Annotated in this window: 15 protein-coding genes; all 15 read left to right on the plus strand. The window is 59.6% G+C overall.

Translation table 11 applies throughout. The features are described 5' to 3' along the window. Window position 1 precedes the first annotated feature (1 nt). The 15 genes from ACFSNN_RS31305 (at window position 2) to ACFSNN_RS31375 (ending at window position 14,009) form a co-directional block, all read left to right on the plus strand. Window positions 2-1,009, plus strand: a complete 1,008-nt coding sequence (locus ACFSNN_RS31305; RefSeq protein WP_134465921.1) for an alpha-ketoacid dehydrogenase subunit beta — start codon at window positions 2-4, stop codon at window positions 1,007-1,009. A gap of 6 nt (window positions 1,010-1,015) precedes the next feature. Beyond that, window positions 1,016-2,137 carry an acetoin dehydrogenase dihydrolipoyllysine-residue acetyltransferase subunit gene (locus tag ACFSNN_RS31310; RefSeq protein ID WP_134465920.1) on the plus strand — a complete coding sequence of 374 codons (1,122 nt, stop codon included), beginning with the start codon at window positions 1,016-1,018 and terminating at the stop codon, window positions 2,135-2,137. A 34-nt stretch (window positions 2,138-2,171) separates the two neighbouring features. Further along, a complete protein-coding gene (locus ACFSNN_RS31315; protein WP_134465919.1) occupies window positions 2,172-2,927 on the plus strand; it encodes an SDR family NAD(P)-dependent oxidoreductase in 756 nt (251 codons plus the stop codon). 28 nt (window positions 2,928-2,955) lie between these two features. Then, window positions 2,956-3,393 carry a GlcG/HbpS family heme-binding protein gene (locus ACFSNN_RS31320; protein ID WP_134465918.1) on the plus strand — a complete coding sequence of 146 codons (438 nt, stop codon included), beginning with the start codon at window positions 2,956-2,958 and terminating at the stop codon, window positions 3,391-3,393. A gap of 27 nt (window positions 3,394-3,420) precedes the next feature. Further along, window positions 3,421-4,224 (plus strand): putative hydro-lyase, encoded by an 804-nt coding sequence (locus tag ACFSNN_RS31325; protein ID WP_134465917.1) that lies wholly within the window; start codon window positions 3,421-3,423, stop codon window positions 4,222-4,224. Window positions 4,225-4,275: 51 nt separating this feature from the next. Beyond that, window positions 4,276-4,614, plus strand: a complete 339-nt coding sequence (locus ACFSNN_RS31330; RefSeq protein ID WP_134465916.1) for a hypothetical protein — start codon at window positions 4,276-4,278, stop codon at window positions 4,612-4,614. Between the two features lie 38 nt (window positions 4,615-4,652). Further along, entirely contained in the window at window positions 4,653-5,102 is a 450-nt protein-coding gene (locus tag ACFSNN_RS31335) for an OsmC family protein (protein WP_134465915.1), read from the plus strand. A 74-nt stretch (window positions 5,103-5,176) separates the two neighbouring features. Next, entirely contained in the window at window positions 5,177-5,470 is a 294-nt protein-coding gene (locus tag ACFSNN_RS31340; RefSeq protein WP_134465914.1) for a putative quinol monooxygenase, read from the plus strand. Between the two features lie 62 nt (window positions 5,471-5,532). Next, window positions 5,533-6,318 (plus strand): LamB/YcsF family protein, encoded by a 786-nt coding sequence (locus tag ACFSNN_RS31345; RefSeq protein WP_134465913.1) that lies wholly within the window; start codon window positions 5,533-5,535, stop codon window positions 6,316-6,318. Further along, complete coding sequence (locus ACFSNN_RS31350; RefSeq protein WP_134465912.1) at window positions 6,311-7,909, plus strand: 5-oxoprolinase subunit B/C family protein; 1,599 nt, start codon at window positions 6,311-6,313, stop codon at window positions 7,907-7,909. The genes ACFSNN_RS31345 and ACFSNN_RS31350 overlap by 8 nt, the downstream gene beginning before the upstream one ends. After that, window positions 7,906-9,621: an acetyl/propionyl/methylcrotonyl-CoA carboxylase subunit alpha gene (locus ACFSNN_RS31355; RefSeq protein WP_134465911.1), complete on the plus strand. Its 1,716-nt coding sequence runs from the start codon at window positions 7,906-7,908 to the stop codon at window positions 9,619-9,621. Before ACFSNN_RS31350 ends, ACFSNN_RS31355 begins: the two co-directional genes overlap by 4 nt. A gap of 117 nt (window positions 9,622-9,738) precedes the next feature. Further along, entirely contained in the window at window positions 9,739-10,905 is a 1,167-nt protein-coding gene (locus ACFSNN_RS31360) for a Gfo/Idh/MocA family protein (RefSeq protein ID WP_208949637.1), read from the plus strand. Between the two features lie 102 nt (window positions 10,906-11,007). Beyond that, window positions 11,008-11,985 carry a Gfo/Idh/MocA family protein gene (locus ACFSNN_RS31365; protein WP_134465910.1) on the plus strand — a complete coding sequence of 326 codons (978 nt, stop codon included), beginning with the start codon at window positions 11,008-11,010 and terminating at the stop codon, window positions 11,983-11,985. 19 nt (window positions 11,986-12,004) lie between these two features. Then, a complete protein-coding gene (iolG, locus tag ACFSNN_RS31370) occupies window positions 12,005-13,000 on the plus strand; it encodes an inositol 2-dehydrogenase (protein WP_134465909.1) in 996 nt (331 codons plus the stop codon). A gap of 43 nt (window positions 13,001-13,043) precedes the next feature. After that, the gene (locus tag ACFSNN_RS31375; protein WP_134465908.1) at window positions 13,044-14,009 is read left to right on the plus strand and encodes a Gfo/Idh/MocA family protein; all 966 of its coding nucleotides are present in this window, start codon (window positions 13,044-13,046) and stop codon (window positions 14,007-14,009) included. Window positions 14,010-14,016: the final 7 nt, after the last annotated feature.

Below are 14,016 nucleotides of genomic sequence, written 5' to 3' on the forward strand. Positions count from 1 at the left end.
CATGGCAAAGAAATCCTTTCGTCAGGCGCTCAATGACGCTCTGCACTCGGAGATGGCACGCGACCCTCGCGTGATCATGATGGGCGAAGACCTGACCGGTGGCGCTGGCGCGAACGGCGTAAAAGACGCCTGGGGCGGTGCATTCGGTGTGACGCGTGGCTTGCTCGAAGCCTTCGGGCCGGAGCGCATCCGCGATACCCCGATCAGCGAAGCGGCGTTCATCGGCGCGGCTGCAGGCGCGGCGCTTACCGGCATGCGCCCGATCGCGGAGCTAATGTTCGTCGACTTCGCGGGCGTGTGTCTGGACCAGATCATGAATCAGGTCGCCAAGTTCCGGTACATGTTCGGCGGCCGCGCGCGTACGCCGCTGGTGATTCGCGCGACATACGGCGCGGGGACGCGCTCGGCGGCGCAACACACGCAAGCGTTTTATCCGATCTTCACGCATATCCCTGGGCTAAAGGTCGTGATTCCGTCGAATCCGTACGACGCGAAAGGCCTGCTCCTGCAAGCGATTCGTGACGACGATCCCGTGATCTTCCTCGAAAACAAGATGTTGTACGACACGGTCGGCGAAGTGCCGGACGCGGCCTACACAATTCCCTTCGGTGAAGCGCGTGTGGTACGCGACGGCAAGGACGTTCTTATCATCGGTATCGGCCGCATGGTGGCGATCGCCGAAGAAGCCGCGCGCAAACTTTCAGCTGAAGGCGTGTCGGCTTGCGTGATCGATCCGCGCACGACTTCGCCGCTTGATGAAGACACGCTGCTCGATTACGCGGAGCAGATCGGTCGCGTGGTGATTGTGGATGAAGCCAATCCCCGCTGCGGCGTGGCGGCTGACATCTCGGCTTTGCTTGCCGACAAGTGTTTCGATGCCCTGAAGGGGCCGATCAAGCTCGTGACCGCGCCGCATTCGCCTGTGCCATATGCGCCGAACCTGGAGGACGCGTATCTGCCGTCCGCTCCTGCGGTGATCGAGGCCGTCAAGCAAATTCTCAAGAGGTAACGAGCGATGTCTTCAATCGAAGCAGTGACCATTCCCAAGTGGGGAATGACGATGACCGAGGGAACGGTCGTCCAGTGGTTGGTGAAGGAAGGCGAGAAGGTGACGCGCGGTCAGGAGCTTCTCGAAGTTGAGTCAACCAAGGTGAACAATGTCGTCGAATCGACTGCGGATGGTGTGTTGAAGCGGATCGTTATTCAAGAGGGTGACGCTGCGCCGGTCGGTGCGCTCATCGGCGTGATCGCAGACGACTCCGCGAGTGATGAAGAGATCGAAGCGCTGATCGAAAGCTATGCGCATCGCATGAATGCGGTGGAAGACGGCGATGCTGCCGGCAACGGGCCGCGTGCGGTCGCCGTGCCTAGCGGTGTCGTGAATGTGCTGGATGTCGGCGCGGAAGGCGACGAAGCCGTGGTGCTGATTCACGGCTTCGGCGGCGATCTGTCGACCTGGATGTTTAATCAGGCGGTCTTCGCGGAGAAGCTGCGCACGATCGCTGTCGATTTGCCGGGACACGGCGCATCGACCCCCGTGGCGACCGAGGATGTGTTCGCGGCCATCACCGACGCTTTGATCGCGGCCACTGACGCAACGGGCGTCAAGCGTCTGCATTTGGTCGGTCATTCATTCGGCGGCGCCGTTGCGGCGGCCATCGCGGAGAAGGAACCTGACAAGGTCGCTTCATTGACCTTGATCGCGCCAGTCGGATTGAGCAAGGAAATCAATCGTGCATTTCTAGCCGACTTTGTTGCGGCCGAGCGCCGCCGTCCGCTGCTGAACGTGCTCGAACGTCTGTTCTCGGACCCGTCGAAGATTACGAGCGAAATGGTCGAAGGAACGTTGCAATTCAAGCGTCTGGAAGGCGTGCAGGAAGCGCTTTCCCGAATCGCGGAAAGCATCGCGAACGACGACGGTCAGGCGCGCTCGATCGGTGCAGCGCTCGAAAAGCTCCAGTGCCCGGTGATGGCAATCTGGGGCGAGAGGGACGCGATCATTCCCGTGCCCGAACAATCAAAATTGCCGTCGAATGTCGAACTGCGCGTGATTCCGGAGGTGGGACACATGCCTCAGATGGAAGCCTCGTCCGCATTGAATGACGCGGTGTTCGAGAACATCCGCCGGGCGCGGTAAGTTCAAAGACAGAGATCAAGGAAAGGAGAGAAAGATGGCGGAACGACTGGCAGGAAAGAGAGTGCTGCTGACGGGTGGGGTAGCGAATATCGGGCTTTCGATTCTCGAGTCGTTCGTCGCGGAAGGCGCGAAGGTGTCTGTTCTCGACATCGACGTTGCGCGCGGGACGGAGCTCGAGAAGCGTTTCGAAGGTCAGGTGAAGTTCTTCAGCACCGACATCGGACAGGAGGAAGAGATCAAGAGCGCCATTGCGAAGTCCGCGATGTGGCTGGGTGGGCTCGATACCTTGTGCCTCAATGCTGGCGTGCAGATCTCGGGACGTCTGGAAGATTTCACCACCGAGCAATGGGACAAGACGTTCACAATCAACGTTCGATCAAGCTTCCTGTTCGCGCGCGAATCGCTTCGTCATCTTGAAGCGGCCGGGCGATCGTCCATCGTGTTGATGTCCTCGCTCGCCGGAAAGCGCGGCGCTCCGGGTCTGATTTGCTACTCGTCGTCGAAGGCGGCAGTCATCGGCCTTGCGACGACGATGGCGATCGAACTTGCGCCGAAAGGTGTGCGCGTGAATGCCGTTTGCCCTGGCTGGATCGATACGCCGTTCAATCAGCCGGTCATCGACCTCATGGGCGGGCGCGAGAAACAGGAAGCCGCTATCAAGAACATCATCCCGCTCGGCCGTCAGGCCACGGCGGACGAAGTCGCGCCGCTATTCGTCTATCTCGCGTCAGACGAGTCCTCGTACGTGACGGCGCAGGCGATTAACGTCTGCGGCGGCGTTTATAACTAAATCGACAATGCAGGCAGGAGCGCACACGATGTCATTCAGAGAGATTCCGCACGAAGCGGCGATGCTGGCGCTGGCGGCCGGCGTCGAAAAGGCTAAAGAGTTGTCGCAGCGATCGTCGCTTTCGATCGTCGACAAGGGCGGCAATCTGCTTGGCTTCGTGCGAGTAGAGGACGGAGCCTTCGGCACGATTGAAGTCGCCACCAGCAAGGCTTTCACGGCGGCGGCGTTTCGGTTCCCCAGCGATCACTGGATGAAGCTCGTTCAACCGGGCGAAGGTCTATATGGTCTCGATCGCAGCGGCACGCGTCCGTATGTGGTATTCGGCGGCGGCATGCCCGTTTTCGATGGTGAGACGGTAATCGGTGGTGTCGGCGTATCGGGTGGTCCGACGGAAGCCGATGAAGCCATTGCGCACGCGATGGTCGATGCGATCGCGCGCAGCATGAAGGTTGGAAAGGATTCTTGAGAGAGCGTTCACATGAAGGAAGTAGCCATGCGCAATGCGTCTGCGGCTGAAGTGCGCCAGATGATTCGTCGCGGAGAGTTGCGGGTTCCGACCACTGGCTTTGCGGACGGTTTCATGCAGGCCAATCTCGCGATCCTGCCTGAATCGTATGCCGCGGATTTTCTGACATTCTGTCTGAGCAACCCGAAGAGTTGCCCACTGATCGGCGTTGGCAAGCCGGGGCAGCCGGGTCTGCCCGGCTTAGGGGAGATCGATATCCGTACCGACGTAGCGCGGTATCGCGTCTACCGCAACGGTGTACAGACCGATACGGTCGATACTCTCGACGGGCTGTGGCGCGATGATCTCGTCACTTTTGCATTGGGATGTTCGTTCTCGTTCGAAAGCGCCATTCTGAAGGCTGGCATCGACGTTCGCCATATCAGCGCAGGCCGAAACGTGCCGATGTACGTGACGAATCTGGAAACGAATGCGGCGGGTTCGTTCAAAGGTCCGATGGTTGTGTCGATGCGCGCGTTGAGTCCGAAGGACCTCATTCAGGCGATCATCCTGTCGCATGCGTTTCCGCTTGCTCATGGCGCACCGGTGCACATCGGCGATCCGTCAAAGATTGGCATCCCTGATATTTACAAGCCTGACTTCGGCGACACGCCAGTGATCGCTGAAGGTGACATTCCCGGATTCTGGGCATGCGGAGTCACGCCGCAAATGGCTATTCGTCAGGCCAAACCCGCTCTGGCGATTACCCACGAGCCAGGATACATGTTGGTGACCGATTTGCCGGCCGATGCCGTTGTTGCGCCGAAACAGGCGCTGAGTGCAATCGCTTGATGCGTCATATCTGATCTCGTCGGCTGGCCGTGTAGTTGGGGAGACGTAGAAATGCTTGATGCAGAAATTGCTGTGAAATTGCTTAATCGATCGCTTCTCTCGTCTGGGACGATGAGCAGCCAGTATCTCGATGTGCTTAGGGAAGGGCGCCTGACCTTTGGTCATCAGATCGGACGCGTGATGGTGGATGACCTGAGCAATTCTTATCCGCTCGATCTGGAAATGCTGACGTTCTCCGACGGCTCGCGCGCGCTGCGCATGTGCACCGAAGACGGACCAGGCGGATGGACCGACTGGACCTCGCTCGCGCCTGCTCAAACGGAGACCCGTAGCGCGGATATGTCCCGCAGAGCAGATCGCGAAGTCGCATTACGCATGCAGAACTGCTGAGCGCCGTCAAAGGGCGTTCATAGAAAAAGGGAAAGATCGTGTCGGAGCACAAAATCCGCGTCGAGTGGCGCGCGTCGCCGCACGCGCGTAAACGGGAAACGTACAGCCGGGATCATCACGCGATTATCAGCGAGCAGGTTTCCATTCCGGTATCTGCTGCGCCCGAGTTTCTCGGTAATAGCGAATTCGCCGATCCGGAACAATTGCTCGTCAATGCGTTGGCGAGCTGTCACATGCTGTATTTCCTCGCGATTGCAGAAGGAAGCGGCTATGTGGTTCAGTCGTATGAGGACGAAGCGGTGGGCGTCGTGGCGAAAAGTCTGGAAGGCTTTCAGTGGGTCTCGAAGATCACTTTGCGTCCGCGCGTGACATTTTCTTCGGAAGAGAAGCCAGATCACGCCCAGCTTGCACGGCTTCATGATCGCGCACATCGCGGCTGTTTCATTGCAAACAGTATCAAGTCGGAGTTTGCAATCGACCTGGATTAATCGGCTCGGCGAATTTAAGCCTCAAAAGCATTTTTCAATCAAGAATTGAATTTTTCCCGAAACGAGAGGTAGAGATGAAAGATGGTCTGGTTGTCGTCGTAAAGGTCGTTGCCAAGGCGGGCAAGGAAGCGCAATTGGGCGAGGCGTTCAAGGAACTGGTGCCGGTCGCTCGAACGGAACCGGGCTTCATTCAGTACGACTTGCACGAGTCGATCGAAAAGCCGGGTCATTTTGTTTTTTACGAAATCTGGAAGGACGAGGAATCGCTGGACGTGCACTCGAAAACGGATTTTGCCAAAGCGTTCGGCGCGCGTACCGGCGACTGGATCGAATCCGTGTCACTCGAAAAGTACAAGAAGATTTCCTGATCAATCGACGCTGCCCGTCGCCAACCGGCCGGGCAGCCTCACGAAACTTGCAGGCTCGCGGCATGGCAAGCATTGACCTCAACAGCGATTTGGGCGAAGGATTCGGTCCGTGGCGTATGGGGGACGATTCCTCGATGCTCGGCGTCGTCACAAGCGCGAACATAGCGTGTGGTTTTCATGCGGGCGATCCCGCCGGAATCCTCGATGTTCTCAGTGAGGCGAAGCGACAGAATGTATGTGTCGGTGCACACGTCGGCTATCGCGATCTCGTCGGGTTTGGCCGTCGGCCGATGGACCCCACGAGTCCGGAGCTCATCGGCGACGTGATCTATCAGATCGGCGCGCTGAAGGGCCTGGCGATGGCAGTCGGTTCGGCGGTACGGTACGTGAAACCGCACGGCGCGCTCTATAACACCATCACCAGGGATACGCGCCAGGCCGCGGATGTGATCACCGCCATTCAGTTGATCGATCCGACTCTGATCTTCGTCGTTCTCGCCGGATCGCGGCTCGTGGAGCAAGCCCGGACATCAGGCCTCAATGTCGTGTGCGAGGCGTTCGCGGATCGCGCATACAACGCTGACGGTTCGTTGGTGAACCGCCGCGTGCCGGGCGCCGTGATTCACGATCACGACGAGGTCGCGCGGCGTATGGTTCGCTTCGTCGAAGAAGGCGCGATCACCGCCATTGACGGAACCGATATCGAACTCGACGCGCAGTCTATCTGCGTGCACGGTGACAATCCGGCCGCTGTCGTCACGGCTCGGACGTTGCGAAACACGCTTCTCGCCAGCGGAGTGGAACTGGCTCCGTTTGCGCCGATGTTCGAGGGCTCGCTCCATGGGTGAGCGTATTCGCATCCTTCCTTCCGGAAGCGAGTCACTGTTGATCGAAGTGGCTGATCTGGATGCCGCGCTGGCCTTTCTCGACCGGCTTATTGCGGACAGGCCCGATGGCGTGACGGACGTCGTCCCGGGCGCAAGCACGGTCTTGATCAAGTTCAATCCGGTGCTGACAAATGAATTGGCACTTCGAGCGTTCGTCACATCCCTCGATTTCGGTTCGCGTCAAGACCGGGCCGGAAACAATTTCGATATTCCTGTCGCTTACGAAGGAGAAGACCTTGACGAAGTGGCCGAGTCTCTCGGATGGACGGTAGACGAAGTGATTCGTCGGCACACCGATGCCACTTATACCGTTGCGTTCACCGGTTTCGCTCCCGGCTTTGCGTACATGACGTGCGAGGATCAAAGCCTCGACGTTCCCCGGCGCAAGAGTCCCCGCGTGCGAATCCCTGCGGGATCGGTAGCGCTTGCGGGCCGATTCAGCGGCGTGTATCCGTCGGATAGTCCCGGCGGATGGCAGCTCATCGGACTGACGTCCGTGCGTATGTGGGATCTTCAGCGCGAGCGCGCAGCGCTACTGGCGCCGGGGGATACCGTGCGCTTTCGCGACGCGCGCAAAGGTCCGGTCATTCCGGTGACGCACGCGATGCCCGAGCGTCGTGCAGCGGAGCAAAGGGAAGTTGCGTTTCACGTGACTCGCGCGGATCGCCCGCCTTTGTTCCAGGACGCCGGTCGCCTGGGTCGCGCGGATCAGGGCGTGTCCGAATCGGGCGCGCTCGACCTGTCCGCGCTACGAGACGCGAATGCGTGCGTCGGTAATGCCGAAGACGCGGCCGCGATCGAAGTGAGCTACGGTGGCTTCGCAATCAAGGCAGAGATACCGGCGACAGTCGCGATTACCGGTGCGCCGTGCGCGTTGACGATCAGGACCTTAGCGGGCAAATCGCACCAGGCGCCGTTCGCGCAGCCGTTTGCGCTCGATGCCGGCGACGAGTTGTCGCTATCCATGCCGACGCAGGGCGTGCGCAGCTACATCGCGCTGCGCGGCGGTTTCCAACTAAACACGGTGCTCGGATCGGCATCGTTCGATACGCTCGCGAAAATCGGCCCTTCGCCGATCACGCAGGGCGACATCCTTTCGCCTGCGCGCCGCCCTACATCGTCCGTTCGGCTCGATAGACCTGCCCCCGTGCCATTGCCGGGCGCATCCGACATCGTGACACTGGACGTGCAACTCGGACCGCGTACGGACTGGTTTAGCGCCGCTGGATTGGGTGCCTTTCTAGACCAACTGTGGACCGTTACAGCTGAGTCGAGTCGCGTCGGCATGCGTTTGTCTGCACCGACGCCGCTTGAGCGCTGCAACCAGGCCGAACTGCTGTCGGAAGGAACCTCGATCGGTGCGATTCAGGTGCCGCATAACGGCCAGCCGGTGCTGTTCCTAGCCGACCATCCGTTGACCGGCGGCTACCCCGTGATCGCCGTGGTGTCGAAGCACCATTTGAATTTACTGGGCCAGATCCCTATTGGAGCGCGGATCCGCTTCAACGCAGGAATCGATACGGTCTCGCTGAAGAAGGACATTGTTCGATGAAGAAGTTGCTGGTTGCCAATCGCGGCGAGATCGCGATCCGGATCATGCGTGCTGCACGCGACTATGGCGTCGAGTCGGTCGCCATCTATGCTGATGCGGATGCCCACTCGCTGCACGCATCGATGGCGGACGAAGCGTATTCGCTGGGAGCAGGGCGGCCAGCGGAAACCTATCTGAGCATCGCCAAGATCCTAGAGATTGCACGCCGTGCAGACGCGGACGCGGTGCATCCCGGTTACGGCTTCCTGTCCGAACGCGCGGAGTTCGCGCAGGCGGTGATCGATGCGGGGCTGCTGTGGGTAGGGCCCGGGCCTGACGTCATCACGGCGTTGGGCGACAAGGTCCAGGCGCGCCGGATCGCGGCGAAGGTGGGCGCACCGCTCGTCAAAGGATCGGTTGGTTCTTTGAACACAGCAGAGGAAGCGGTAGCGTTTGCGCGCACTGCCGGACTGCCGGTAGCGATCAAGGCCGCATTCGGCGGCGGTGGGCGCGGTATGAAAGTCGCGCGAAAGATTGAGGAAGTCGGCGAACTGTTCGATTCGGCGGTCCGCGAAGCGACTGAAGCATTCGGCCGTGGCGATTGCTATGCCGAGCAATTCCTCGACAAGCCACGGCATATCGAAGCGCAGATCATCGCGGATCAGCATGGCAACACGGTCGTGCTCGGCACGCGCGACTGCTCCCTGCAACGTCGCAATCAGAAGCTCGTCGAGGAAGCGCCCGCGCCGTTCATCACGGCAGATCAGCGGCAACGCATTCATCAGGCGGCGAAAGCGATCTGCGTCGAAGCGGGATATGTCGGCGCGGGCACGGTCGAGTTTCTGCTGTCGCAGAACGGAACCATTTCGTTTCTCGAAGTGAATACGCGCTTGCAGGTCGAACATCCGGTCACGGAAGAAACGACCGGCGTCGATATTGTCATCGAGCAACTTCGCGTTGCGGATGGCTTGCCCTTGTCGATTAAGGAAACGCCTGAGCCGAGGGGACACGCGTTCGAGTTTCGCATCAACGCAGAAGATCCGGGCCGCGGGTTTTTACCGACGCCCGGTTTGATCATGACGTTCCGCGCACCGTCCGGTCCCGGCATTCGTGTCGATGCCGGAGTCGAAACGGGCTCCGACATTCCGGGCCTATACGACTCGATGATGGCCAAGCTGATCGTCTATGGAGAGAGCCGCGAGCAGGCACTGCGCCGCGCGCGTCGCGCGTTGAGCGAGTTTGTGATCGAAGGCGTGGCGTCCGTGCTGCCGTTTCATCGTGCGGTGGTGAACGAGAGCGCGTTCACGGCGAAGCACGGCTTTGGCGTGTTTACGAACTGGATCGAAACGGAGTTTCTCGAATGCGCTTCGTTTCCGCGTGTCGAGCCGGTCGAACGCGCCATCGTGCGTAGCTGGATCGAGATCGATGGAAAGCGGCACGAGCTCGGTCTCCCGAGCGGACTGTTCGCCGGCGTCGCTCAACCGCAGGCAACGCCGACGGTCGCTCTTGCTGAGGCGGATAACGCCGTCACGGCACCGATGCCCGGCACGTTGCAACAGTGGCTCGTCGCCGATGGCGATGTCGTCGATGAAGGTGAGGCCGTCGCACTGATCGAAGCGATGAAGATGGAAATGCGCGTGGTCACGCCGAAAGCCGGACGCATTCGCTTTGCGGTCGAACCCGGCACGATGCTCGCCGCAGGCGGAAAGCTGGCGCTCGTCGAACCGCAATAAGGAGGGTGCTCGACGCGCTGCATGAGATTCAAAGAGGCCCTCGCGGAAGAGGAAAAGCTGTTGTCGTCACGATGAGTCTGGCATATCCAAAGAAGGGCCGGCTCGAATGGAGAATGGATGATGAAGAAACTGAATGTTGCACTGGTTGGCACTGGCTTCATGGGTAAGGCCCACTCGATCGCCACGGCCGTCGTTCCGATCCTCTTCGGCTCGCCGGTCGAGATCGAGCGCAAGGTCATCGTCGATATCGACGAAGAGCTCGCGCGCGACGCCGCGAAGCAATACGGCTTCGCCGAATACGCGACAGACTGGCGTGAAGTGGTGTCGCGCCCGGACATCGATATCGTCGATATCTGCACGCCGAACGACACGCACGCACCGATCGCGATCGCGGCAGCGAAGGCTGGCAAGCACGTGATGTGCGAGAAGCCGATGGCGATGACCGTCGAAGACGCGGAAGCCATGTACGCAGCCGCGAAGGAAACCGGCGTCGTGACGATGGTCTCTTACAACTATCGCCATACGCCTGCGCTGCAGATGGCCAAGCGCCTCATTGAGGAAGGGCGAATCGGTCAGATCCTGACCTTCCGTGGCTACTACCTGCAGGACTGGGGCGCAGACCCGAGCACGCCGCTCTCGTGGCGCTTCAACAAGGCCAAGGCGGGCTCCGGAACACTGGGCGATATCGGCACGCATGTGATCGACGCAGCCCGTCTGCTCGTCGGAGAATTCGTGGAAGTGAACTCGATTGTCAAGACCTTCATCGACGAACGCCCCCTGCCGGCCGGCCGTTTCTTTGGTCCCGCTGGCGAGGCGTCGTCCGAGAAGGGCAAGGTCGATGTCGACGATATGGCGATGACCATGATCAAGTTCGCGGGCGGCGCGACCGGCAGCATCGAAGTGACGCGTAATGCGTGGGGTCATCACAACCAGCTCGGCTTCGAGATTCACGGCACCAAGGGTTCGATCGCGTTCGACTATCAGCGTCTGAACGAACTGCGCGTGGCGTTCGCGGACGACCCGAAGGATGCATTCGGCTTCCGCACGATCTACTCAGGTCCGCATCAACCGTTCGGCGACAAGCTGTGGCCGGTGGCGGGCATGGGTCAGGGCTATATCGATATCAAATCGATCGAGTGGTACAACTTTTTGAAGGCCATTGCGGAAAACAAGGCGGCTTCGCCGAACTTTGCGGATGGCGTGCAGATCGAGCGCATTGCCGATGCAATTCTCGTGTCAGGCAGCAGCCAGGGCTGGGAAAAGATCGAACAGCCCGGCAAGTAAGCATCGGGAAGCAACGCAGGTAATCGAACGATAAGAAGGCACCGGCATTCCCGGTCTCGGCATCATTCGAGACCGGGAACGCATTCACTCAGGATGCGCGACATGAGCGTAGCAGTGGGCGTTATTGGTGCGGGCGTCATGGGTTCAGAGCATGCCCGGATTCTTCGCGAGGATATCAATGGCGCGAATCTGGTCGCGGTGTGCGATGCCGATGAAAAGCGGGCGCGCGCAGTGGTAGGACAGGGTGAAGTATTCTCGGACGCCAGCGCGTTGATCCATTCGGATCGCGTCGACGCAGTGCTCATTGCAGCGCCCGATGCGATGCACGGTGATCTGGTGCTCAAATGCATCGAAGCGGGCAAGCCGGTTCTGTGCGAAAAGCCGCTGGCCGCAACGGCCGCTGGCGCGTTTCGTGTCGTCGAAGCGGAGGTGAAGGCAGGCAAGCGATTTGTTCAGGTCGGATATATGCGCCGGTTCGACCCGCCCTACGAAGAGATGAAGCGTCTTCTCTCGGATGGTCACATCGGCAAACCGCATCTCCTGCACAACATTCATCGCAACGCGGTCGCGCCCGACTGGTTCAACGGTCCCATGTCCGTCACGAACGCATTCGTTCACGAGATCGACGTGTGCCGATGGTTGCTCGGTTCGGAACCAGTGCTGGCAGATGTGCGCAGCATCGCGGGCGGCGACCCGTTGATGATCACCATCGAAACGGACAAAGGCGAGATCGTCTCGACAGAAGTCTTCATGAACTGCCAATACGGTTATCACGTGCACGCGCAGCTTGTCGGAAGCAAGGCGACAGTCGAAACGGTTCGGCCCGTGCTGACACGTCGTAACGCTGAAGAGCAGAGCATCACATCGTATCCGATCAACTGGATCGACCGGTTCCGCGAAGCCTACGCACGGCAGATCAAGGGGTGGATCAACATGATTGCAACCGGCGCGCCCAACACAGGCGCTAACGCGTGGGACGGCTATGTGACAACGAAGATGGCTGGAGACATTGTCTCCGCGATGAACGCCAACAAGATGGCGCATCTCGACGTGGAAGCGCGCCCTGCAATCTACGCGTAGCAGACCAAAGGGGAAACAAATGATTCGAGTCGGCATTCTTGGTTGCGGAAGAATCGGTCAGGTCCACGCGCGAAGCATCAAACAGATTCCCGGCGCAAAGCTGGTTGCAGTAGCGGATGTGTCTGCGGATGCGGCGAAGGCATGCGGTACGCGATTCGACGCTGAAGTGCGTGACGCGGCTGACATCATCGCATCGGCAGACATCGATGCCATCGTCATCGCTACGCCGTCGTCGACGCATTTCGATGTCGTGCACGCCGTTGCCGAAGCGCGCAAAGCCATCTTCTGCGAGAAGCCAATCGATCTGTCTTCGTCACGCGTGGTCGCTTGCATCAGAACGGTCGAAGCGGCGGGCGTGCCATTCATGACCGCTTTCAATCAGCGCTTCGATCCTCATTTTTCAGGCCTCGAGCGACGCATTCGAGATGGCGAAATCGGCGATGTCGAAACGGTCACTATCATTTCACGTGACCCAAGTCCGCCGCCCGTTTCGTATATCCGGACGTCGGGTGGTTTGTTTCGCGACATGATGATTCATGACCTCGATCTCGCGCGCTTCCTGCTCAATGAGGAACCGGTCAAAGTCTATGCGGTGGGTTCGGCACTCGTCGATCCCGCCATCGGGAAAGAAGGCGATGTCGATACCGCTGCGGTCCTTCTGACCACGCGTACCGGGCGCATTTGCCAGATCTCAAATTCCAGGCGTTCGACCTACGGCTACGACCAGCGTGTGGAAGTCCACGGCTCGAAGGGAATGCTGAGCGTACCAAACGTACTCGCGTCATTGGTGGAGAGCGCCACGGCCAGCGGCTTTAGGAAATCAGTGGCTCAGCCCTTCTTTCTGGAGCGCTTCGGTGCGGCGTATCTCGCGGAGATGGAACATTTCATCGACGCGATAAGCAACGGTCGCAAACCCGCACCGAATGCCGACGACGGCCTTCGCGCACAGTGTATCGCGGATGCCGCTACGCTGTCATGGCACCGCGGCGAGCCGGTGGACATCGCTTATCAATGAGGCGGAGGCGTCGTTGACGACCTCGTGCAGGGAAAGAACTGAAATGAGAGTGGGATTTATTGGCTTAGGAAATGTCGCCGAGTTGCACGCGACAGCGCTTCGCGAGATCGGCGACGGTCTTTTTGCGGGCGGATGGAATCGAACGGCTGCAAAGGCGGAGCATTTCTGCGCACGCTTTGGCGGCAAAGTGTATGAGTCGGTGGACGCACTGCTCGACGACAAATCGATCGATGCAATCTTTGTGCTCACGGGCACCGCGAGCCACTTCGATTTTGCTAAACGCGCACTATTGGCCGGCAAGCATGTCTTGCTGGAAAAGCCGCTTTGCGAGCGGCCAGAACAAATTCTGGAACTCGCACAGATTGCGCGAAACGTGTCGCGCGTCTGCATGCCTTCGCACAATTACGTCTACGCAGAGACCATGCGACGGACGCGCGCGCATATCGATTCGGGCAAGCTCGGCGACATCTACAACTTCTGGGCGATCTACAACAAGCGTCACGACGCGTCGATTGGCGAGCCGGATCTGACGATGCGCGAGTTGATGATCCATCACGCGTACTGCATGTTGTACTTCATTGGCCGTCCTTCGCACGTTTTCACGACAGGCTCAAACGTTCACTTCGACGATCCGAACGCAGACGATCAACTGATGATCACGGCGGCCTATCCCGACGGCAAGATTGCGAATCTGTGGGGCAGCTTTTCTGCGGACGATCGTAGTCGCGAACCGTGGTCGGTCTATTTTAAGGTCATCGGTTCCGAGGGCAGTAGCGTCATTCCCTGGGACGTCACGCGATTCGGCGAGCCAGCGCTGCCGTTCTGGGACGATGCGACCTACTGGGATAGCTTCCTTCAGGTTCAGACTTTCTTTGTCAAGAATTGCCTTGGCAATGGTGAAAAGCCGTTGTCGACTTTGGAGGATGCGTGCGATGCGGCCATCCTGCTCGATGCAGCGCGGCAGTCGCTTCGAGAGCGACAGGCGATTGCCGTCCAATATGTGCTTTGATAGCTGA

The sequence above is a fragment of the Paraburkholderia dipogonis genome (genome assembly GCF_042680985.1).
GTDB classification, from domain to species: Bacteria; Pseudomonadota; Gammaproteobacteria; order Burkholderiales; family Burkholderiaceae; genus Paraburkholderia; species Paraburkholderia phytofirmans.

Excerpts from the sequence above, each read along its gene's own strand:
- ACFSNN_RS31330 (WP_134465916.1), top strand. The coding sequence starts at position 4,276 with ATGCTTGATGCAGAAATTGCTGTGAAATTGCTTAATCGATCGCTTCTC.
- ACFSNN_RS31360 (WP_208949637.1), top strand. The coding sequence starts at position 9,739 with ATGATGAAGAAACTGAATGTTGCACTGGTTGGCACTGGCTTCATGGGT.
- ACFSNN_RS31305 (WP_134465921.1), top strand. The coding sequence starts at position 2 with ATGGCAAAGAAATCCTTTCGTCAGGCGCTCAATGACGCTCTGCACTCG.
- ACFSNN_RS31340 (WP_134465914.1), top strand. The coding sequence starts at position 5,177 with ATGAAAGATGGTCTGGTTGTCGTCGTAAAGGTCGTTGCCAAGGCGGGC.
- ACFSNN_RS31375 (WP_134465908.1), top strand. The coding sequence starts at position 13,044 with ATGAGAGTGGGATTTATTGGCTTAGGAAATGTCGCCGAGTTGCACGCG.
- ACFSNN_RS31325 (WP_134465917.1), top strand. The coding sequence starts at position 3,421 with ATGCGCAATGCGTCTGCGGCTGAAGTGCGCCAGATGATTCGTCGCGGA.
- ACFSNN_RS31320 (WP_134465918.1), top strand. The coding sequence starts at position 2,956 with ATGTCATTCAGAGAGATTCCGCACGAAGCGGCGATGCTGGCGCTGGCG.
- ACFSNN_RS31310 (WP_134465920.1), top strand. The coding sequence starts at position 1,016 with ATGTCTTCAATCGAAGCAGTGACCATTCCCAAGTGGGGAATGACGATG.
- ACFSNN_RS31350 (WP_134465912.1), top strand. The coding sequence starts at position 6,311 with ATGGGTGAGCGTATTCGCATCCTTCCTTCCGGAAGCGAGTCACTGTTG.
- ACFSNN_RS31315 (WP_134465919.1), top strand. The coding sequence starts at position 2,172 with ATGGCGGAACGACTGGCAGGAAAGAGAGTGCTGCTGACGGGTGGGGTA.
- ACFSNN_RS31355 (WP_134465911.1), top strand. The coding sequence starts at position 7,906 with ATGAAGAAGTTGCTGGTTGCCAATCGCGGCGAGATCGCGATCCGGATC.
- ACFSNN_RS31345 (WP_134465913.1), top strand. The coding sequence starts at position 5,533 with ATGGCAAGCATTGACCTCAACAGCGATTTGGGCGAAGGATTCGGTCCG.
- ACFSNN_RS31365 (WP_134465910.1), top strand. The coding sequence starts at position 11,008 with ATGAGCGTAGCAGTGGGCGTTATTGGTGCGGGCGTCATGGGTTCAGAG.
- iolG (WP_134465909.1), top strand. The coding sequence starts at position 12,005 with ATGATTCGAGTCGGCATTCTTGGTTGCGGAAGAATCGGTCAGGTCCAC.